This window comes from Pseudomonas sp. Snoq117.2 (genome assembly GCF_900110545.1).
GTDB lineage: Bacteria > Pseudomonadota > Gammaproteobacteria > Pseudomonadales > Pseudomonadaceae > Chryseomonas > Chryseomonas benzopyrenica.
Genome location: NZ_FOED01000001.1, coordinates 121,818 through 143,165 on the forward strand (window position 1 = coordinate 121,818; position 21,348 = coordinate 143,165).

Genomic DNA, 21,348 nt, shown 5'->3' on the forward strand with positions numbered 1-21,348 from the left:
ACTGGCCATCCGAAAGCGTTATAGGCTAATGAGCTGTTATAACTTTTGGTAAAGACAGAATTTATATAACCATATGCACGCAGATGCGGAACTGGGTGAGTGTTCGACCATTAGACCGGTCCTACCCTTCGAGCAGCTGCCGCAGCCGCCGCACGGCGCTGGTCGGCGTGGTAAGCACCGAGCCGCCCCAGGCGGCTTCGCTGGCCGATTGCGCGGCGGTCATGGAAAACTGCGCGAAGCAGAGCACGTCGTAGTCGCCGCGTAGCCGCTCTGCAGCCGCGGCGATAAGGGCGTCGTGGCGGGCCTGGTCACCCGCATGCAGGACTTCCAGCGCGCCTTCGCAGAGGATCGGTGTGATGTCCGCTGTCTGGCCACGGCGGCTTGCCTCGAGCTCGAAGTCGTTGACGATGGCCGCGCCCGCCGGACCGAAGGTGGTCAGGGCAGCGATGCGCCCGCCTTTGGCCAGGGCCTCCTGCACCATGGCCTCGTTGGGCTTGAGGACCGGCTTTTGATAACGGCGCTGGCAGGCTTCGATGGCATTGGAAAAGGCCGAGCAGGTAAAGAGCACGGCATCGGCCTGGGCGCGAAAGGCATGCTCGGCCAGGTCCTGGATGCGCTGGTCCAGCGCTGTCGTACTGCCGCCAGCGGTGCTGGCGTCTTTCGACAGCGAGTCGTCCCAGAGATCGAAGCGCAGCGCCTCGGGCCACCCCTGGGCGAAGGCTGCGTTGATGGGCTCGATGGCGATGCGGGTGGCGTGAATCAGAAAGATCCGTTTGGCGGCAGTCATGGCGAAAGCACTCGTGTAGGGCCGCCTGAACGGCGGCCGATAGGCGCACCTAGCGGGCGTCGAGAATGATCACGCCGTCGGCATCGGCATAGAGTTGATCACCACTGCGGATCGTCTGCCCAGCGAAGGTCACCGCCTCGCCGATCTGGCCTTCGTTGCGCTTGACCGATTTGCGCGGCGAGACGCCCAGGGCCTTGACCGCCAGCGGCAGCCCCGCCAGCACCGCCTTGTCGCGGACCTGGCCATAGATGAGCGCACCGGCCCAGCCGTTCTTCACCAGGTCCTCGGCGATGATGTCGCCGAGCAGCGCGCAACGGTCGCTGCCACCACCATCAACCACCAGCACGCGTCCCTCGCCCGGCTGCTGGCTCAATTCCTTGATCCGCGAGTTGTCCTCGAAGCACCTGACCGTCAGCGCCGGTCCGGCGAAATCGGTGCGACCGCCCAGGTCCTGGAAGATCGGCTGCAGGACTCGCGCCTGATCGCCATGCTCGTCGCACAGGTCAGTGGTCTTGAAGGTCATGGTGTTGCTCCTTGGTGGTCGAAAGACCGGTCAGGCCGTAACCGTTCGCCGTGCCAGTAGCTGGCCAGTCACGAGCACGATGAGGACGCCGGCGACGCCGGCCGCATAGGGAACCCAGTGCAGGTCTCCGGTACCGAGCCAAGCCTGCAGGAGTTCGTCGCTGGCGATCAGCTTGCCAGCGATCCAGCCGAGCAGGGCCGCCCCGGCCATGACCAGCCAGCGGAAGCGTTCCATCAGGCGCAGGATGAGCTGGCTGCCGAAGATGATGATGGGGATGCTGATGAGCACTCCGGTGACGGCCAGGCCCAAATGGCCCTGGGCTGCGCCGGCCACGGCGATGACGTTGTCCAGACTCATCACCACATCGGCCACCATAATGATCCAGATGGCCTGGCCCAGGGTGGTACCGGCCTTGACGTCGGCCTCGTCGTTCTCGGGCACCAGCAACTTGATGCCGATCCACAGCAGCAGCACGCCGCCCACCACCTTGAGCAGTGGCCAGCCCAGCACGTAGCTGGCGACGAACAGCAGCAGGATGCGCAGGATCACGGCACCCGCCACCCCGCCCAGGATGGCCTTGCGGCGTTGCGCTTCCGGCAGACGCCGACAGGCCAGGGCGATCACCACGGCGTTGTCGCCGCCGAGCAGGATATCGATGATGACGATCTGGAGCAGACTGGTCAGGAAGACCGGATCGGACAGGGCGGTAAGCAAGGTGGACCTCGTCTATTTAGGAGCTGACGTCCCTTGGGCAGCAACAGCCCGTAATGATTTCAGGTCACTATTATTGTCTTTTATATCAATACAGAACAATATTGGCCATGCCTGAATTCCAGCGTTCGCCGACCGAGAACGCTGCGTTAGCCAGATACCAATTTCGAGTGACTGCCAGCTTTCCTAGCATGGCGCTCACACCGCCCACGATCACGACAACCAGACCGGACAGCCCATGAAGTTTGCCCTGGATTCCACCTACACCGGCCAGCTCACCCTCGGCGACCGGCAATACGCCTATGTCGACCTCAAGCGTCTGTTCGACGCCGACACCCTGGCGCGCCTGCCCTACTCCCTGCGTCTGCTGGTGGAAAACGTCGCCCGCTGCTTTCCCGAGGCGCTACCGCCGGTGCTGGCCCGTGCCCGTGGCGAAGGCCCGCCATGCGAGGCGCCCTTCCTGCCCAACCGCCTGATGTTCCACGACACCACCTGCCTGCCCGCCCTGGCCGACTTCGCCGGCATGCGCGACATGGTGGCCGAACTGGGCGGCGATCCGAGCCGGATGAATCCACGCATCCCGGCGGTGCTGACCATCGACCACTCGGTGATCGTCGAACGCTTCGCCGAGCCGGACGCGGTGGAAGCCAATCTGGACATCGACTACCGCCGCAACACCGAGCGCTACCAGTTCATCAAGTGGGCGCAGAAGAGCCTGGACAACTTCAAGGTGGTCCCACCGGGCACCGGCATCATCCACCAGGTCAACATGGAGTCCCTGGGCACCGTGGTCTGGGAAAGCGAGACCAGCGACGGCCAACCGCTGCTGCACCCGGACGACATGGTCGCCACCGACAGCCATACGCCGATGATCAACGCCATCGGCATCCTCGGTTGGGGCGTGGGCGGTCTGGAAGGCCAGGCGGCCATGCTGGGCGAGCCGGTACCGATCAGTTTTCCCGAGGTCATCGGTATCCGTGTGACCAATGCGCTACGTCCGGGAGTGACCGCCACTGACCTTTCCTTGAAAGTCACCCAGTTGCTGCGCCAACGCGGCGTGGTGGGCAAGTTCGTCGAGTTCTGCGGACCGGGCCTGTCGGGCCTGAGCTGGGCCGCCCGCGGCACCCTTTCCAACATGGCACCGGAATACGGCGCGACCGTGGTGTTCTTCCCCTTCGATACGGTGACCATGGAGTACCTCGAGCTCACTGGCCGCACCCCGGAGCTGCGCGAGCGGGTCGCGGCTTACCTGGAAGCCCAGACCCTGTGGCGCCACGACAGCGATTCCGAGCCGGTCTTCACCGAGGTCATCCCGCTGGACCTCGCCAGCATCGAGCCCAGCGTGGCCGGTCCGCACCAGCCGCACCAATGGCAACCGTTGGCCAAAGCCCGCGACTCCTTTCGAGCCGAGGTGCCGACCAACCCGGACGCCGGTCTGATCGCGCGTTCCACCGAGGCTACGGCGGACTACTTCGAGCCGAGCTTCGGCCAGCCGCTGACCCATGGCGCCATCTCCATCGCCGCCATCACCAGCTGCACCAACACTGCCAACCCGAGCCAGATGATCCAGGCCGGTCTCCTGGCGCGAAGGGCGCGCGAACGTGGCCTCACCCGCAAGCCCTGGGTAAAGACCTCGCTCTCCCCTGGCTCTCGCGTGGTGGCGGACTACCTGCGCGAGGCCGATCTGCTGAGCGACTTCGCCGCCCTCGGTTTCGACCTGGCCGGCTTCGGCTGCATGACCTGCATCGGCAACTCGGGCAGCTTCGAAGCCCACATGGAGGCCTTCGCCGACCAGGGCCTGAAGACAGTGGTGGTGCTCTCGGGTAATCGCAATTTCGAAGGCCGGGTCAATCCCAAGGCGCAGTTCGGTTACCTCGCCTCGCCGGCCCTGGTGGTCGCCTATGCCCTGGCGGGCAGCATCGACGTCGATCTCGAACAGGCCGTGCTAGGGCTGGATCAAGCCGGTCAGCCCGTCTACCTATGCGATCTGCTGCCGGGCGATGACGAGGTCCAGGCGCTGGTCCGCGAGACAGTGCGCCCGGAGTTGTTCCGCCAGCGCAACGCCACTCTCTGGGATGGGACCCACCACTGGCAGGCGTTGTCCGCCGAGGGCAGCGTGCGCTTTCCCTGGTCGCCCAGCTCGACCTATCTGCGCCGGCCGATCTATCTGCAGGGGATCACCCCAGAGCCGCCCACGTCGTTGGCCGTGCGCGACGCCCGCACGCTGATGGTGCTGGGCGACAACATCACTACCGACCACATCTCGCCCGCCAGTGCCATCCCCCTGGACAGCCCGGCGGGCCGTTGGTTGGTTGCCCATGGCGAGGCGCCGGAGGACCTCAATCAGTATTCGACCCGGCGCAGCAATCATGAGGTGATGATGCGCGGTGCCTTCGTCAACCGCGCGGTGAAGAATCGCCTGCTGCCGGCGCATCCGGGCCAGGGCGGCTGGGCGCGGGCAGCGGACGGCGAGGTATTGCCGGTGTACGACGCCGCCCTCAGCTGGGTCCGCCAGGGCAGGCCGCTGGTGGTGTTCGCCGGCCTCAACTACGGCGCCGGCTCCAGTCGCGACTGGGCGGCCAAGGCGCAGGCTACCCTGGGCGTCAGGCTGGTGGTGGCGCAGAGCTTCGAGCGCATCCACCGCAGCAACCTGATCGGCATGGGCATCTTCCCGGTGCGCTTCCCCGCCGGGCAAGGCGCCGAAAGCCTGCGCCTGAGCGGTGACGAGCGTTTGGACTTCGCCGGGCTGGATGAACTGCGGGTAGGCATCAACCTCATCAGGCTGCAGATCACCCGCCCGGATGGCCAGAGTGACAGCGTCACCCTGGAACTGCCGCTGGATTCCAACCAGGAGATCCTCTACCTGCGCCAGGGCGGCATCCTGCCCTACGTGATCCGCAAGACCCTGAGCGAAGGACGGATGTGAATCCAGGGCCTCGCTAGCTCGAGGCCGAAACGCCTAAACCCACTGGAAGCTACCGCCCATCCTGATAATTGTATCTTGTGTATTTACAAGACAATTCGATTCATCTTACCGTGCCTTACACCGGCTCACGCCCGACAAGAACGACAACAGGAGAGCTACACATGAGCAAGCGCATCGCCTTCGTCACCGCCGGTATGGGCGGATTGGGAACCGCCGTCTGCCAACGCCTGGCTCGGGACGGCTTCACCGTCATCGCCGGCTGCGGTCCGGACTCACCGCTCAAGGCCGACTGGCTGGAACAGCAACGCAAGCTGGGCTTCGACTTCATCGCGGCCGAAGGGAACGTCGCTGACTGGGAATCCACTCGTGCTGCCTTTGCCAAGATTCGCGACGAGGTAGGCCCCGTCGATGTCCTGGTCAACAACGCCGGTACCGCCTGCAACGTGGTGTTCCGCGACATGCAACCGGGTGACTGGCAGACGGTGATCGATACCAACCTTAACTCCCTGTTCAACGTCACCCGCCAGGTGATCGATGGCATGACCTCCCGCGGCTGGGGACGGATCATCAACATCTCATCGGTCAACGCCCAGCTCGGTCAGGTCGGCCAGGTCAACTATTCCACCGCCAAGTCGGCGATCCGCGGCTTCACCCGCGCCCTGGCCCGTGAGCTGGCGGCCCGCGGGGTCACGGTCAACACCGTCTCGCCCGGCTACATCGCCACGCCACGGCTCAAGGCCCTGACCCGCACCGAACTCATGGATCGCATCGTCCACGAGATCCCCATGCGTCGCCTGGGCACGCCGGAAGAGATCGCCTCCATGTGCTCCTGGCTGGCGTCGGACGAATCGGCCTTCGCCACCGGCGCGGACTTCTCCCTCAATGGCGGTCTCCACATGAGCTGATCGCCACTCCGCCACCGAACACAACGACAACCACAACAAAAGTTGTATTTTGGAACCAGGAGATACAGATGCTTTCTCTGCTCGGCTATGGAATGATCGTGACCTTCATGGTGCTGATCATGACCAAGCGGCTGCCGCCCTTGGTGGCCTTGACCATCATCCCCATCATCTTCGCCATCATCGGCGGCTTTGCACCGGAGATGGGGCCGATGATGATCGATGGCCTGCGCAAGGTCGCACCCACCGCCATCATGGTGATGTTCGCCATCCTCTATTTCGGTCTGATGTTCGATACCGGGCTGTTCGATCCCATCATCCGCACCTTCATCAAGCTGATCAAAGGCGATCCCGCGAAGGCGGTGCTCTTCGCTACCCTGCTGGCCGGCATGGTGTCCCTGGACGGCGACGGTTCCACCACCTACATGATCACCCTGACCGCCATGCTGCCGCTGTTCCGCCGCCTGCGGCTGAATCCACTGATCCTGCCTTGCGTGGTCATCCTCGCTGCGAGCGTCACCAACCTGCTGCCCTGGAGCGGACCCATGGCCCGGGTCGCCGCGGCACTGCAGGTGGAAACCAGCCAACTGTTCATCCCGCTGATCCCGCCGATGATCGTCAGCTTCATCGGGGTCCTGGCGCTGGCCTTCTGGTTGGGGTTGCAGGAGCGGCGCCGTCTGGGCCTGCTGGTGGCACCGGGTGGCAATCCGCTGCGCGCGACGGGCATGGACGAAGACATGGGCGATCTGCTCACGCTGAGCGACGAGAACGCCGAACTGCGCCGGCCCAAGCTGTTCTGGTTCAATGCCCTGCTCACCTTGGCGCTGATGACCTGCCTGGTGATCGAACTGCTGCCACTGCCGATCCTATTCATGGTCGCCTTCTGCATTGCCCTGACCATCAACTACCGGCAGATGGACGACCAGCGTCGGCGCATCTCGGCCCATGCCCCCGCGGCCCTGACGCAGATCTCGATCTTCATCGCCGCTGGCATCTTCGCCGGCATCCTCTCCGGGACCGGCATGGTCAAGGCCATGTCCGGCTCGCTGCTCTGGGCCCTGCCGGAGAGCTGGGGCAACTACCTGGCGCCCATCACCGCGCTGCTGAGCATTCCCGGCACCTTCTTCATGTCCAACGACGCCTTCTACTATGGCGTATTGCCGGTGCTGGCCCATGCGGCCGAAGCCTATGGCATAGGCGCAGCGGAGATCGGCCGGGCTTCGCTGATCGGGCAGCCGGTGCACCTGCTCAGTCCGCTGGTGGCGTCCACCTATCTGCTGGTGGGCCTGGCCGGGGTCGAGTTCAGCGATCACCAGAGATACACCATGAAATGGGCGTTCGCCCTGAGCTTTCTGCTCATGGCGGTCTCCATGGCGCTGGGGCTGTTCCCGCTCTACTCGGCCCGCTGACGGTCTCGGCGACGGTGCGTCCGGCGCCGTCGCCCGCTCCGGATGGCCGTGGTTATGGTAACGTCAGGGCGCTCCGCCAGACCCGGCTGGCCAACCTCTTCCGTACCTGCGCTCCGGTACCCGTCGCCCAGAAGATTCCCGATGAAAAAAGACCTCGCCGAACAACTCGCCCCGCGCATCATCGACCTTGCCCGTGCCCGCTCGATGAAAGCCGGTGATCCGTTGCGCGAGGAGGCCTTCGCCAAGGAACTGGGCGTTTCCCGCTCGCCGGTACGACGGGGCTTCGCCTTGCTGGAACAATTGGGCCTGGCGCGCAAGGAGCCCAATCGCGGCTTCTTCCTCACCCGCAACGCCACCACCATCGAGCAGGCCGCCCTGCCCAGCGAGGACGATCCCTATGAGGAGCTCTACCTGCGGGTGGTGGACGACATGCTGCGCGGCGACATCCGCAGCAGCTTCTTCGAGGCCGAGTTGCTGCGGCGCTACCAGATCCCTCGCGGCCAGTTGCTCAAGGTGCTCAACCGCCTGGCCAGCGAGGCCATGATCGAACGCCGCCCTGGCCAGGGGTGGGAGATCAATACTTTCCTGCATGACAGCGAAGCCCATATCCAGAGCTATCGCTTCCGCATGGCCATCGAGCCCTTCGCCCTGCGCGAGCCGGGCTATCGCATCGACAAGCGCGCCTTCGCCCAGGCCCGCCAGCGGCAGCAACGATTGCTGGACGGGGAGCTGTTCACTCTGTCCCGCGCCCAGCTGTTCGAGATCGGCTCCAGCTTCCACGAACTGCTGGTGCGCTGCTCAGGCAATGTCTTTCTACTCGAAGCCATCCGCCGGCAGAATCAGCTGCGTCGCTTCATGGCCTACCGCTCCAACGTCGAACGCTCGCGGCAGATCGGCCAGAGTCAGGAACACCTGCATATCCTCGACCTGCTCGAAGGCGGCAGTCGCGAAGAAGCGGCGCTCTTCCTGCACCAGCATCTCGACGTGGTCAGCCGGCTCAAGGCCGCCCAAGACCGCCAGCTGGAAGCCGCCGAAGAAGACGCGGCAAAGCAGCCAGCCTGATTCGCCCGCGCGCCTGACCCTCAATGCCCCTGCACGCCCGTCACCCATACGGGCGCTGAGCCCACACGTTCGCCAGGCACGAATCGATGTCGCTTTTTTTGTCCTGCACCGTTGCGCGAATTGTTTTTAGATGACATAAAGTACAAATCGTCCTGCCCAAGTTGTGACCTCCTCAGGCTCAGCCATCAGGCCGACGTCCCCACAGAATCTACAAGGAGAAAACAATGCGTATTCTGGTCCTGCCCTGCGACGGTATCGGTCCCGAAATCATCCAGGCATCCATGTCCGTGCTGGATGTCGCCAACGAAAAGTTCGGCCTGGGATTGACCTTCGATTACGACGACGTCGGCTTCACCAGCCTGGAGAAGCACGGCATTACCCTGCGTGACGAGACCCTGGAAAAGGCCAAGACCTACGATGGCGTGATCCTTGGCACCCAATCCCACGCCGACTACCCGGCGCCCGAAAAAGGCGGTCGCAATGTCTCTGCCGGCTTTCGCATCGGCCTCGATCTCTATGCCAACGTGCGCCCGGCGCGCACCCGGCCGTTCCTCGCCTCCAACATGAGGGAAGGCAAGAGCATGGACCTGGTGATCATGCGCGAGGCCACCGAAGGCTTCTATCCGGATCGCAACATGAGCCGCGGCTGGGGCGAGGTGATGCCCTCCCCGGACATGGCGCTGTCCACCCGCAAGATCACCCGTCACTGCAGCGAGCGTATCGCGCGCCAGGCCTTCGAGCTGGCGATGAAGCGCCGGCGCAAGGTCACCGCCATTCACAAGGCCAACAGCTTCCACATGACCGACGGCCTGTTCCTGGAATGCGTGCGCAACGTGGCCAAGGAATTCCCCGAGGTGCAGCTCGACGATCTGCTGGTGGACGCCTCCACCGCGCACCTGGTGCGCAACCCCGAGCGCTTCGACGTGCTGGTGGCCACCAACTTCTATGGCGACATCATCAGCGACCTGGCCAGCGAACTCTCCGGCAGCCTGGGCCTCGCCGGCTCCATCATGGCCAGCAACATCCACTGCTGCGCCCAGGCCCAGCATGGCTCGGCGCCGGATATCGCCGGTCAGGACAAGGCCAACCCGGTGTCGATGATCCTGTCCATCGGCATGATGCTGCACTGGATGGGCGAGCACCGTGGCAATGCCAAGCTGCAGGAAGCGGCCGCGGCGATCGACCAGGCGGTGGACAAGGTGCTGGAGGATCCGGCCAAGCGCACCGCCGACCTGGGTGGCAGCCTGGGCTGCGCCGCCTTCGGCCAGGCAGTGGCCCAGGTCCTGCGCGGCTGAGGTCATACCCGCCTCTCCGGGGCGTGCGCGCCCCGGAGACCCCTGACAAGAACAAGGAGAATCTCCATGGCCACGCCGCTCCTGGGCTGCATTGCCGACGACTTCACCGGCGGTACCGATCTTGCCAGCACCCTGGTGGCCCAGGGCATGCGCACCGTTCAGGTACTGGATGTGCCGGACCGTCCGCTCCCCAGCGACGCCGATGCCGTGGTGATAGCCCTCAAGACCCGCACCCTGCCCGCCGCCGAAGCGATTGCCCAATCCCTGGCAGCCCTGGCCTATCTGCGCGCGCTGGGATGTCGGCAATTCTTCTTCAAGTACTGCTCCACCTTCGACTCCACCGCGGCCGGCAACATCGGACCGGTGGCAGACGCCCTGGCCGATGCCCTGGGCGCCAAATTGAGCATCGCCTGCCCCGCCTTCCCCGAGAACGACCGCACCCTCTATCTCGGCCAGCTGTTCGTCGGCGACCAGCCCCTGGCCGAGTCGGGCATGCGCCACCACCCGCTGACCCCCATGACCGACAGCAACCTGGTGCGGGTACTACAGGCACAAACACCCCATCCCGTCGGCCTGGTACGCCGGCCCCAGGTGCGTCAAGGCAGCGCAGCCCTGGCCACGGCCCTGGCCGACCTCCAGGCGCAGGGCGTTCGCCATGCCATCGTCGACGCCATCGACAACGCCGACCTGCACGCCATAGGTGCAGCCGTGGCGGATCATCCACTGGTCACCGGGGGTTCCGGCGTGGCCCTGGGGCTGCCGGCCAACTTCCGCCGCCGCGGCCTGCTGGCCGCCCATGCCGAAGCATCAGCCCTGCCCGCTGCACCCGGTCTGGCCGCCGTGCTGTCGGGCAGCTGTTCCACCGCGACCCGCGGCCAGGTGGCCGTCTGGCTAGAGCACCGGCCTGGCTTCCGCCTCGATCCGCTGGCCCTGGCCACGGGCGACGATCAGGTCGGTGCCGCGCTCGCCTGGGCCGAAGCGCGCCTGGCTACCGGGCCGGTGCTCATCTATGGCAGTGCCGATCCCGAAGAGGTGCGCAAGGCCCAGGCACAGCTGGGCGTGGAGCGCGCCGGCCAGTTGGTGGAAGACGCCCTGGCCCGCATCGCCCAGGGCCTGCACACGCGTGGCGTGACGCGGCTGGTGGTGGCCGGCGGCGAAACCTCGGGGGCGGTGGTCAAGGCCCTGGCGATCGCCAGCCTGCGCATCGGTGCGCCCATCGCCCCGGGCGTACCCTGGACCCTGGGCAGCGGCGCCCGGGGGGACATCGCCCTGGCGCTCAAATCCGGCAACTTCGGCACGCCGGACTTCTTCGAACGGGCCTTGGCCGTCGCCCCCTGACCCCTTGCGAGGATCGCCCATGAGCGGCTCTGCGCCACGCTACGATCTGGTCAGCCTGAACGTCTTCCGGGTGGTGGCCCAGGAGCGCAACGTCACCCGCGCCGCGCGGCTCTGCCATCTGGCCGTCTCCGCCGTGAGCAAGAGAATCAGCGAACTGGAAGACCAGGTCGGGGTGCCACTGTTCATCCGCCACGCCCGTGGCATGGGACTCACCCCGGCCGGCGAGACCATGCTGCACTATGTGGAGCGGGTGCATGGCGATCTGCGCCTCATGCAATTGGAACTCAACGAGCACGGCAGCGGCGCCACCGGCCATATCCGCCTGCAAGCCATCACCTCGGCGCTGACCAATCACCTGACCCCCGATCTCGCCAGCTTCATGAGCCTCTATCCGCGGGTGGATTTCGACATCGAGGAGCGCGTGGGCAGCAGCATCGTCCAGGCGGTGGCCGAAGGCAGGGCGGATGTGGGCATCGTCGCGGCCGATACCGCCGCCCTGGACCTGGAGACCTTCGCCTATCGCCGCGAGCGCCTGGTGGTGATCGCCGCCGCGGATCACCCCCTGGCCGGGTGTGACCGGGTAAGCTTCGCCGATACCCTGGATCACGAATTCATCGGCCCCCATGTGGAGAGCTCGATGAACGCCCTGCTCTCGCGCCAGGCGGCGCTGCTCCAGCGCAGCATCCGTCAGCGGGTGCGCATCAGCAGCTTCGAAGCCATGTGCCGGCTGGCGGCGATTCGCCTGGGCCTGTGCGTGCTGCCCGAGTCCATCGTGCGGCCTTATCTCAAGCCGATGAAACTGGTAGCCCTGGAGCTGGACGAAGCCTGGGCCAGCCGCGCCATCGTGGTGGTGGTGCGACGCTATAGTGCGCTGTCACCGGTGGCCAAGGCCTTCGTCGGTCATCTGCGTCCCTGAACCCTGCAACCGGATCCTGTACCACGCCATGTCGACTTCCCGCTTCGCCCCTCGCCCCTGGTGGCCCACCCCCTTCGTCGGCCTGCTCGGCGGCTGGCTCGCCAGCCTGGTGCACTGGCCGTTGCCCTGGATCACCGGCGCCCTGATCGCCGTGACTCTCTGTCGCTGCCTCGGCTGGCGCATCACCGCCATTCCCCACGGTCGCCCCGCCGGGCAATGGCTGATCGCCACGGCCATCGGCCTGCACTTCACCCCGGCGGTACTGACCGAAGTCGTCAGGCACCTGCCGCTGATGGCCTTGGCGGCCATCGCCACCCTGGTACTCGCACTTGTCGGCATCACCGTCGTGCAACGCCTGGGCACGGAACCCAAGACCGCCTTCTTCGCCTTCATGCCAGCCAACTTCGCCGAGATGATCAATCTGGCCGAACGCCATGGCGCCGATGCACCCAAGGTCGCCGCCGCCCATACCCTGCGGCTGGTGATCATCGTGCTGGTGGTGCCGCCGGCCATGCTCTGGGGCGTGCCGGGTATCGCCCAGGCCGCCCATGTCCCACCACCGCCGGACTGGCGCTGGCTGGCCCCGCTGCTGGCGGCCGGCCTGGTGGCGGCCCTGGCCTGGAAGCGTCGCGGCTGGCCCAACCCCTGGATGTTCGGCCCCCTGGCGCTGTGCTGCCTGGTCACCGCCTCCAGCGGCCTGGTCACCAGCCTGCCGCCGACGCTGAGCCACCTGGCCCAGGTGCTTATCGGCGTCACCCTGGGGTGTCACTTCGACCGCGCCTTCTTTCGCCGCTCGCCGCGCTTTCTGCTGCTGGCAACCCTCTACACCCTGCTCTGTCTGGTCGCCACCTTCCTGATCGCCTGGTTGCTGGCCCAGGTGTTCGCCCTGCCCTTCACCACCCTGGGCCTGGGCATGACGCCGGGCAGCACCACCGAGATGTACCTGACGGCCGAGGCCCTGGGGCTGGGCGTAGGCACCGTCACCGCCATGCAGATCCTGCGGCTGGTGGTGGTGATGGCGGTGGCCGAACCGCTCTATCGGCGCTGGTGCGCACGCTCGGTCGAGCCGGTGACCAGGGAATCGCCCTAGCGCCGGCTGAGACGGTGCGGCGACCGCTGGACCTGGCTACGGGTACGTGCCCGCAGCCAGGTCCAGCCGATGTCAGGCGTTCAATGCGGGCCCGACGCGTGCCTCGGACTGACCGCTGGCGGCCAGTTCGCGGGCGACGAAGCCATTGCGGATCTGCTCGTCGAGAAAATCCCGGACGAAGGCCGCGCCGGCGCTGCGCCCCTTGGGCACGGCCATGGCCTGACGGATTTCGGTAAAGCTGTCGGCCAGCACCCGGTAGCCGGCGTGAGCCCGGGCATAGGCCTCAAGCGGTTGGCGCACGCCGGCGGCGGCGTCCAGGCCCTGATCGACGAACCAGTCCACCGCCGCCGCCGAGGTCGGCGCCCGCACCAGTTCGGCCTGGGTCAGGGTGCGGCTCAGATAGAGGTCGTAGGCGGCGCCCTGCCCCACGGCGATGCGGCGGTCGGCCCGATCCAGCTCGGCCACGCCCTGGGCGGGATCGGCGTCCTGCAGCAGATAGGTGCCCTCGATGATGACGTAGGGATGGCTGAAGTCGATCTGCGCCGCCCGCACCGGTTCGATGGCCAAGAAGGCCAGGTCCCAGGCCTCGTCTTCGAGGGCGGCGAAGACCTTGCCGGCGGCGTCGTAGGTGCTGAACTGCACGGGCACGCCCAGGCACTCGGCCAGGGCGTGGGCCAGGGCCGCGGAGACCCCGGCCGGCTGGCCATCGGCGCCGCGCTGCGCCAGCACCGGATTGCCGTAGTTGATCGCCGTCCGCAATGCGCCCTGGGGGGCGAGGTCCGCGAGTACCGCTGAGCTGGGGGTCATGGGAGAACTCCTTGGAGGTCAGGTGGTGACCGCGGCGGCGCGGGTATCGTCGTCGCCACGGTCGAGACGGATCAGCAGGGTCATGATGAAGGCGATCGCCAGCAGCGCACTGAGAAACAGCAGGCCCGCCGAGGCGCTCTGGGTATTGCCCTTCACCATGCCGATCATGAAGGGTCCGACAAAGCCGCCCAGGTTGCCAATGGAATTGATCACGGCGATGGATACCGCGGCCGTGGAACGACTGAGAAACAGTGTCGGCAGCGCCCAGAACGGCGACTTGAAGCTGTACAGGCCGGCCAGCGCCAGGCTGATCAAGCCGATCGCCAGGTAAGGATCGTGCACCAGGCCGGCACCCACCAGCGCCACCGCCGCGACCGCCAGCGGAATGGCCGAATGCAGACGCCGTTCGCCGTGGCGATCCGAACGCCGCGACCAGGCGATCATCACCAGGGTGGCGACGATGTAGGGGATGGTGGCGATCAGGCCGATCTGGGTGTGGCTCAGCGCGGAGGAGAAGCCCTTGATGATCTGCGGCATCCAATAACCCACGCCCAGGCTGCCGCACTGGTAGACGAAGTAGATGAAGGCCAGATAGAGCACCTTGGGATTGCTCATGGCCTTGAGCGCGCCGAAATGCTTGACGTCCTTGCGCGCCTGGCGATCACGCTCCAGCTCGGCCAGCAGCCAGGCCTTTTCCTCGGTCGTCAGCCAGCGCGCCTGTTCGGGCCGATCGGTGAGGTAGAAATAGCACAGCACGCCGAGGAACACCGCCGGGATACCTTCCAGGAACAACATCCAGCGCCAGCCACTCCAGCCCAGCCAGTGCACGTTGTCCATGATCCAGGTCGAGAGCGGCGCACCGATGATGTAGGACACCGGGATCGCCGCGGTGAAGAGTGCCACCGTGGTGGCCAGTTCGCGGGAGCGAAACCAGTAGGTCAGGTAGACGATGATACCGGGGAAGAAACCCGCCTCCGCGACACCTAGCAGGAAGCGCAGGACATAGAGGTGCATGGCGGTCTGGGCGAAGGCCGTGGCCGCGGCGATCACCCCCCAGGTGACCAGGATGCGCGCGATCCATACCCGCGCGCCAAAGCGTTCGAGCAAGAGGTTGCTCGGCACCTCGAACAGGAAGTAGCCGATGAAGAAGATACCCGAGACGAAGCCGAAGACTTCGCTGGACAGCGCCAGCTCGGCGTTCATCTGCAACGCCGCGTAGCCGATGTTGGCCCGATCCAGGTAGGAGACGATGTAGAGCAGGAAGACGAAGGGGATGATGCGCCAGGTCACCTTGCGGATGATGGCCTGCTCCCGGCTCACGGGGGTGGTGTTCATGATGGCCTCACAGGGCCGCGACGAGGCGGCCGATCTTGTTGTTGTAGGATGCGGCGGCGATCTTCAGCGGCTGAAGACCAGGCACACCGGGCTGCCGCAGCGCACCGCCGTGCCGGTGGGTTCGAGGATTCCCCGGGTCTCGTCGACCAAGAAGGTGACGATGCTGTCGCTGTCTTCGTTGAGGGCGAACAACTGGCGGCCATCCGGCGCCAGAGCGAAGGCGCGGGGCGTGCGGCCACCGCTCGCCAGGCTGCCGAGCGGCGTCGGCAGCCCGCTCTGGGGATCCAGCGCGAAGACCATCAGGCTGTCGTGGCCGCGATTGGAGGTGTAGAGCAGACGCCCGCTGCGATCCAGTTCGATGGCCGCCGCCCGGCTGTTGCCGGTGAAGCTGGCTGGCAGCGTCGAGTGGATGGCCAGGGGTTCGAGAACACCGGAGCGGGCATCGAAGGCATAGCTGGTGAGGGTCGAATCCAGCTCGTTGACCACATAGGCCCGCGGCAGGTGCGGATGGCAGACCAGGTGCCGTGGCCCCGCGCCCTCGCGGGTCGCCACCTCGGCCACCGGCACCAGGCGTCCGTCTTGAAAGGCGAAGCTGAAGATCCGGTCCAGTCCCTTGTCCGGCACCAGCACGAAGCGGCCACTGGGGTCGAAGGGATTGCAGTGGGGCTTGGCATGGGGTTGTTCCTGGCGATGCGGCCCGGGTTCGCCTTGCAGCTCCAGCAGCTGGACCAGTGGCTCCAGCCGTCCATCCGCCGCCACCGGCAGGACAGCGAGACTGCGACCGAGATGATTGCTCACCACCAGGTGGCGATCGTCCGGCGCCAGCGCCAGGTGCACGGGATTGCGACCGCCACTGGCTTGCTGGTTGAGCAGGGTCAGGCAACCGCTCTGCCGGTCGACCGCGAAGGCGCTGACGGCCTGCTCGTCGCCATGCACCGTATAGAGACGGTCACCCGCCCGATTGAGGGTCAGGTAGGACGGATTGATCAGGTCGCCGACCACCTGGACGAGGTCCAGCGCGCCCTGGGGCGTGACCCGGTAAACGCTGATCCCCTCCCCGCGGGCCTGGCGGGCGCGGGTGGTTCGGCTGCCGACATAGGCGTACATAGGGCTCTCCTGGCACCGACTGGAAGGGTCCGACGTCCGCGCCAAGGCAACCGTCCGACCCGCTTGCGCCACCTTAGGCAACCCGCTGCCCAGCGAAAATTGACCTTTGGCCAACGCAGCGTTCGTGCCTGGCGAACGCTTGCCAGCGCCCGTTTCAGCGTTCGCTGTAGGGCACGCCGCCGCGCGCCTTGTCTTCCGGCTCGGCCTCGACGATCTGCACGATGACACGGTCGGCAGCCACCCCGAAGCTATCCACCACCGCCTCGGTGATGCGCTTCATCAGCAACTTCTTCTGTTCGGCGCTACGACCCTTTACGGCGTGAACGATGATTTCCGGCATGACTATCTCCTAGGACTGGGTACGGTGTTCGGCGGCGATCGGGCGCGTCTCGCCCGTTTCCACCAGGGTGCGGGTGGCGTTGGCCGAGCCGTAGATCCAGAGGATCTTCATGGGCTCGGTCGCCGAGGCATTGCGAAAGCGATGGGGCACCCCGGCGGGGATATAGGTGACGTCCTGGGGTGCGAGGGCGAATTCCTGGCCGTCGATGTCGAAGATCGCCCGCCCCTCCACCAGCATCACGCTCTCTTCGCAATTGTGGAAATGGAAGGGAATCTGCGCCCCACCCTGGAATTCGGTGTAGCCGTTGATGAAGGTGCGCGCCCCCAGACCGGCGGTCACCAGCGGCGTGGTAGCAGCGCCACCGCCGCGGTCGTGCTTGGCGATGGCCTCGGGTTTGAGCAGCCAGGCAGCGGAATCGGTCTTGATCATTAAAGTCTCCTTGGGTCAGGACTGGGCGCCTTGCCAGACGGTCTTGACGTTGGTGAATTCGCGGATGCCCCACTCGCCCAGCTCCCGGCCATAGCCGGACTGCTTGATGCCGCCGAAGGGCACCCGTGGATCCGAGGCCACCAGGGCGTTGATGAACACCGCGCCGGCCTCGAGGCGCCGGGCGAGCCGCTGGGCTTTCGCCAGGTCACGGGTCCAGAGGGCGGCGCCCAGGCCGAATTCGCTGGCGTTGGCGACGCGGATCGCCTCGTCTTCGTCGGCGACTCGGATGATCGCGGCCACCGGCCCGAAGGTCTCCTCGCGGGCCACGGTCATCTCCGGGGTCACTTGGTCGAGCACGGTGGGCGGATAGAAGAAGCCCGGCCCTGGAAGGGGCGTACCGCCCAGTACCAGGCGCGCGCCTTCGGCGAGACTAAGCGTCACCTGGCGCTGCAGATCCTCGCGCAGACCGGCGCGGGCCAGCGGACCGATCTGGGTGGCACGCTCCAGCGGATCGCCCAGCCGCAGGCTGGCGGCAGCGGTGGCGAAGGCCTCTGTGAAGGCATCGGCCACTGCCTCGGCGACGATGAAGCGCTTGGCGGAAATGCAGCTCTGACCAGCGTTGCCGAAGCGCGCCTTGACCGCCGTCTGCGCCGCCAGAGCCACGTCGGCATCGGCCAGTACGATGAAGGGGTCCGAGCCGCCCAGTTCCAGCACCTGCTTCTTCATTAGCGCGCCGGCCTGGCTGGCCACCTGCTGGCCGACCGCGGTGGAGCCGGTCAGGGTGACAGCGGCGATACGCGGATCGGCCAGCACGCCGGCCACGTCACGCGCGCCGATCAGCAGGGTCGCCACCAGGCCGGTGGGCAGGCCAGCCTCGGCGAACGCCTGCTCGAGCGCCAGGGCGCAGCCCGGCACGTTGCTGGCGTGCTTGAGAATGGCGCCATTGCCGGCGGCCAGCGCCGGTGCGGCGAAGCGGACGAACTGCCAGAACGGATAGTTCCAGGGCATCACCGCGAGCACAACACCCAGCGGATCGTAGACCACCCGGCTGTCGGCGGCGGCGCTGACCACCGGGGTGTCGGCGAGAAAGCCAGGCGCCCGCTCGGCGTAGAACTCGCAGGTCAGCGCGGATTTCTCGATCTCCGCCTCGGCTTCCACCAGCGGCTTGCCCATCTCGTTGACGATGAGCCGCGCATAGGTATCGCGACCGGCGCGCAGGATGGCGGCCAGGCGTACCAGAGCCGCGCAGCGCTCGGTGAGAGGACGCTCCGCCCATGACCGCTGCGCCGCGGCGGCCTGGGCCAGGCGCGCTTCGACCTGGGCCGGCGTGTGGGTGTGGTAGGTCGCGATGGCGGCCCCGGTGGCGGGGTTGATGACTTCGATCATGAACGAACTCCATGTGTTTTTTATTATAACGAAAGACAATAGTGGCGACGACTTTGAACAGCGTAGCCATGGACCTCATGAAACCCAACCAGACAACACGGCTGACAAACCATGATTGGTACTTTGTAATTACGTTATACCAACAGGATAAAGCGAGCAAGAGGTACTCGACCTTGTAGGCCCTGACCAAATAGGTACGGCGTCGATGAAGCCCTGCCAGACGCGCGAGCGCTCGCGTCCGGCACCCGGTGGTGGGCGCCAGGAGGCGTGGTTCAAATAGGCGTTTCCGACCGGAGCAGCTTGGCTTAGCGGGGCAAGGCACAAGGCCCGGCGTTGCTGGGCCTTGTCCTGAGTGAAAGCCTGATCAGCTCGGAGGGTTCACGGTGACGTCGGGGTCCAGAGCGCCATGGCGCTGGCGTCCACCGCGGTGGGCAGCAACCTGGCGGCTTGGAAGGCATCGGCGATGCGCTGCTGCTCGCCGAGGGCGGCGTGACTGACCGGCTGGATGTCATAGGTGCGGCGGCTGTTGGCCAGCTGCACGGTGGCCTCGTCCAGGCGGCCCCACTGCGGACCGAGGAGGCGTGCCGCCTCGGCGGGGTGTTGCTTCACCCACTGGCCGGTGCGCTGCAATTGGCCGAACACCAGGGCCAGCACCTCGGGATGGGCCTGGGCATAGGGGCTGGCGGCCAGGTAGTAGCGCTGGTAGCTGGCCAGGCCCTCGCCCGAGGCGAGGATGCGTACCTGCTGCTGACGCTGGGCGCTGGCGACGAAGGGCTCCCAGGTCACCCAGGCATCCACCTTGCCGTTCTCCAGGGCGGCGCGACCGTCGGCGGGGGTGAGATAGGCCGGCTGGATGTCGGCAAAGGTCAGGCCGGCCTTCTGCAGGGCGGCGATCAGCAGGTAGTGGCTACCGGCGGCCTTGGTCACGGCGATGCGCTTGCCCTTGAGATCGGCCAGCGCCTCCAGCGGCGAATCCTGCGGAACCACGATGGCCTGGGCCTGGGGCGAGGGCGTCTCCCGGGCGAAATAGGTGAGCTTGGCACCCGCCGCCTGGGCGAACACCGGCACGGTGTCGGCGACGTCGGCGGAGAGATCCACATTGCCCACGTTGAGGGATTCCAGCAGCGGCAGGCCGCTGGAGAACTCATGCCAGCTGACGGTGATGCCCCTGGCCGCCAGATCCCGCTCCAGGGTGCCCTGCTCTTTGAGCAGCACCAGCAGGGTGGAGGATTTCTGGTAGCCGATACGCAGACTGGTATCGGCCTGGGCGGCGCAGGCGAGGCCCAGCAGACCCAGGGCGAGCAGCCCCCGGCGGAAGCCTGAGCGGAACGAAAGGCGGATAGCGGCCATGAATTCCTCAGTGGACGGCGAATGGATGCCGGCCACGATAAGGAATAGGCAAAGGTCAGATTGATACCGATTTGGAATTTGGTTAGAGGGAGCAATATACCCATGAACGCCTTAACTATATTCCAAAAGGCTATTTAAAGCGTCGGATATCTAGCGGCTAACGTATAATCACCGGACCACCGGATCTCTCCTTTCGCCTTTACCCCGAGGATCCCATGGCTGTGCTCCGGACCTTTCTCCCCGCAGGGGCGCCCGCCCCATGACCGCCCCCGCCAAGCAGGTGCTGCTCAACGCCTTCAACATGAACACCGTGGGCCACATCAATCATGGCCTCTGGACCCATCCACGGGACACCTCCAGTCGCTACCACACCCTGGGCTACTGGACCGAGCTAGCTCAGCTGCTGGAGCGCGGGTTGTTCGACGGCCTGTTCATCGCCGACATCCTCGGTGTCTACGACGTCTATGGCGGCAACGTCGACCTGACCCTGCGCGAGTCCATCCAGTTGCCGGTCAATGACCCCTTCCTGCTGGTCTCGGCCATGGCCGCCAGCACTCGGCACCTGGGCTTTGGCCTGACCGCCAACCTCACCTATGAGCCGCCCTACCCCTTCGCCCGTCGTCTTTCGACCCTGGATCACCTGAGCGAAGGCCGCGTCGGCTGGAACATCGTCACCGGCTACCTGGACAGCGCCGCCCGCGCCATGGGCCTGGACCGGCAGATCGCCCACGACCGCCGCTACGACCAGGCCGATGAATACCTGGAAGTGCTCTACAAGCTGCTCGAAGGCAGCTGGGCCGACGATGCGGTGGTCCGTGACCGTGCCCAGCGGATCTATGCGCGCCCGGAGCGGGTGCGCAAGGTCGAACACCATGGCGAATTCTTCGACGTCGAGGGCTATCACCTCTGCGAGCCCTCGCGGCAGCGCACCCCGGTGCTGTTCCAGGCCGGCTCCTCGGATCGCGGCCTGGCCTTTGCCGGGCGCCACGCCGAGTGCGTGTTCATCTCCGGGCAGGACCAGGCCGCCACCCGCGCCCAGGTCGAGCGCGTCCGTGGCGCGGCAGTGGCCGCCGGCCGGCGCGCGGATGACGTCAAGCTGTTCATGGGCCTCACGGTGATCGTCGCCCCCACCGCCGCCGAGGCCCGCGACAAGCACGCCGAATACCTGAGCTATGCCAGCGCCGAGGCCGGCGTGGCCCACCACTCAGCCTCGGTGGGCATCGACCTGGCCACCTATGGCCTCGACGAACCCATCCGCCCGCAACGGACCGAGGCCATCGAATCGGCGCTCCAGCGCCTGGTGGCCAAGGACGCCGGCTGGACCCGCCGCAAGCTCCTGGAGCAGCACGCCCTGGGTGGCCGCTACACCACCCTGGTCGGCGATCCCGGGCAGGTGGCCGATGCCCTGCTCGGCTGGATCGACGAAACCGGGCTGGACGGCTTCAACCTCGCCCGCACCGTTACCCCGGAGTGCTACGGCGACTTCATCGATCTGGTGATCCCGGAGTTGCAGAGCCGGGGACGCTACAAGACCGCCTACGCCGAGGGCAGCTTCAGACACAAGCTGTTCGGCCGCGGTGACCACCTCGACAGCCGCCACTTCGGCAGTCGTTTCCGCCAGGACTGACCCTTCAA

The 21,348-nt window shown here is 66.2% G+C and carries 19 protein-coding genes; 9 read left to right on the top strand and 10 right to left on the bottom strand.

The window, feature by feature from the left end; genetic code table 11:
• Positions 1 to 121: 121 nt before the first annotated feature.
• The 3 genes from BMZ43_RS00700 to BMZ43_RS00710 are packed head-to-tail and all read right to left on the bottom strand — an operon-like array spanning position 122 to position 2,024.
• Positions 122 to 787: an aspartate/glutamate racemase family protein gene (locus tag BMZ43_RS00700; protein ID WP_017639667.1), complete on the bottom strand. Its 666-nt coding sequence runs from the start codon at positions 785 to 787 to the stop codon at positions 122 to 124.
• Between the two features lie 49 nt (positions 788 to 836).
• On the bottom strand, positions 837 to 1,310 hold the full coding sequence (rraA, locus tag BMZ43_RS00705) for a ribonuclease E activity regulator RraA (RefSeq protein ID WP_017639666.1): 474 nt from the start codon (positions 1,308 to 1,310) through the stop codon (positions 837 to 839).
• Positions 1,311 to 1,340: 30 nt separating this feature from the next.
• Entirely contained in the window at positions 1,341 to 2,024 is a 684-nt protein-coding gene (locus BMZ43_RS00710) for a TerC family protein (RefSeq protein ID WP_017639665.1), read from the bottom strand.
• 235 nt (positions 2,025 to 2,259) lie between these two features.
• On the opposite strand from BMZ43_RS00710, the gene acnA reads away from it, so the two are divergent.
• The 8 genes from acnA (at position 2,260) to BMZ43_RS00750 (ending at position 12,959) form a co-directional block, all read left to right on the top strand.
• Positions 2,260 to 4,947, top strand: coding sequence for an aconitate hydratase AcnA (gene acnA / locus BMZ43_RS00715; protein ID WP_064308067.1), 2,688 nt, complete (start codon positions 2,260 to 2,262; stop codon positions 4,945 to 4,947).
• Between the two features lie 161 nt (positions 4,948 to 5,108).
• Entirely contained in the window at positions 5,109 to 5,852 is a 744-nt protein-coding gene (phbB, locus tag BMZ43_RS00720) for an acetoacetyl-CoA reductase (RefSeq protein WP_017639663.1), read from the top strand.
• A 68-nt stretch (positions 5,853 to 5,920) separates the two neighbouring features.
• Positions 5,921 to 7,258: a CitMHS family transporter gene (locus tag BMZ43_RS00725; RefSeq protein ID WP_017639662.1), complete on the top strand. Its 1,338-nt coding sequence runs from the start codon at positions 5,921 to 5,923 to the stop codon at positions 7,256 to 7,258.
• A gap of 141 nt (positions 7,259 to 7,399) precedes the next feature.
• Entirely contained in the window at positions 7,400 to 8,320 is a 921-nt protein-coding gene (locus tag BMZ43_RS00730) for a GntR family transcriptional regulator (protein WP_017639661.1), read from the top strand.
• A gap of 224 nt (positions 8,321 to 8,544) precedes the next feature.
• Positions 8,545 to 9,615, top strand: coding sequence for an isocitrate/isopropylmalate dehydrogenase family protein (locus tag BMZ43_RS00735; protein WP_017639660.1), 1,071 nt, complete (start codon positions 8,545 to 8,547; stop codon positions 9,613 to 9,615).
• 66 nt (positions 9,616 to 9,681) lie between these two features.
• On the top strand, positions 9,682 to 10,953 hold the full coding sequence (gene otnK / locus BMZ43_RS00740) for a 3-oxo-tetronate kinase (RefSeq protein WP_093249017.1): 1,272 nt from the start codon (positions 9,682 to 9,684) through the stop codon (positions 10,951 to 10,953).
• A gap of 19 nt (positions 10,954 to 10,972) precedes the next feature.
• The gene (locus tag BMZ43_RS00745) at positions 10,973 to 11,869 is read left to right on the top strand and encodes a LysR family transcriptional regulator (RefSeq protein ID WP_064308070.1); all 897 of its coding nucleotides are present in this window, start codon (positions 10,973 to 10,975) and stop codon (positions 11,867 to 11,869) included.
• Between the two features lie 28 nt (positions 11,870 to 11,897).
• Positions 11,898 to 12,959, top strand: a complete 1,062-nt coding sequence (locus BMZ43_RS00750) for an AbrB family transcriptional regulator (protein WP_093249020.1) — start codon at positions 11,898 to 11,900, stop codon at positions 12,957 to 12,959.
• A 72-nt stretch (positions 12,960 to 13,031) separates the two neighbouring features.
• On the opposite strand, the gene BMZ43_RS00755 is transcribed toward BMZ43_RS00750, so the two are convergent.
• The 7 genes from BMZ43_RS00755 to BMZ43_RS00785 form a co-directional block, all read right to left on the bottom strand.
• Positions 13,032 to 13,766 (bottom strand): transporter substrate-binding domain-containing protein, encoded by a 735-nt coding sequence (locus tag BMZ43_RS00755; RefSeq protein ID WP_093249022.1) that lies wholly within the window; start codon positions 13,764 to 13,766, stop codon positions 13,032 to 13,034.
• 18 nt (positions 13,767 to 13,784) lie between these two features.
• Positions 13,785 to 15,101: an MFS transporter gene (locus BMZ43_RS00760; RefSeq protein WP_093249025.1), complete on the bottom strand. Its 1,317-nt coding sequence runs from the start codon at positions 15,099 to 15,101 to the stop codon at positions 13,785 to 13,787.
• A 63-nt stretch (positions 15,102 to 15,164) separates the two neighbouring features.
• Positions 15,165 to 16,208: a lactonase family protein gene (locus BMZ43_RS00765; RefSeq protein WP_093249028.1), complete on the bottom strand. Its 1,044-nt coding sequence runs from the start codon at positions 16,206 to 16,208 to the stop codon at positions 15,165 to 15,167.
• Positions 16,209 to 16,362: 154 nt separating this feature from the next.
• Entirely contained in the window at positions 16,363 to 16,548 is a 186-nt protein-coding gene (locus BMZ43_RS00770; RefSeq protein ID WP_064309049.1) for a tautomerase family protein, read from the bottom strand.
• Positions 16,549 to 16,557: 9 nt separating this feature from the next.
• Positions 16,558 to 16,977 (bottom strand): cupin domain-containing protein, encoded by a 420-nt coding sequence (locus BMZ43_RS00775; RefSeq protein WP_093249031.1) that lies wholly within the window; start codon positions 16,975 to 16,977, stop codon positions 16,558 to 16,560.
• A gap of 15 nt (positions 16,978 to 16,992) precedes the next feature.
• A complete protein-coding gene (locus tag BMZ43_RS00780; protein WP_093249034.1) occupies positions 16,993 to 18,363 on the bottom strand; it encodes an NAD-dependent succinate-semialdehyde dehydrogenase in 1,371 nt (456 codons plus the stop codon).
• Between the two features lie 378 nt (positions 18,364 to 18,741).
• Positions 18,742 to 19,704, bottom strand: a complete 963-nt coding sequence (locus tag BMZ43_RS00785) for an aliphatic sulfonate ABC transporter substrate-binding protein (RefSeq protein ID WP_093250927.1) — start codon at positions 19,702 to 19,704, stop codon at positions 18,742 to 18,744.
• A 268-nt stretch (positions 19,705 to 19,972) separates the two neighbouring features.
• On the opposite strand from BMZ43_RS00785, the gene BMZ43_RS00790 reads away from it, so the two are divergent.
• A complete protein-coding gene (locus BMZ43_RS00790) occupies positions 19,973 to 21,340 on the top strand; it encodes an LLM class flavin-dependent oxidoreductase (RefSeq protein ID WP_064309052.1) in 1,368 nt (455 codons plus the stop codon).
• Positions 21,341 to 21,348 lie beyond the last annotated feature (8 nt).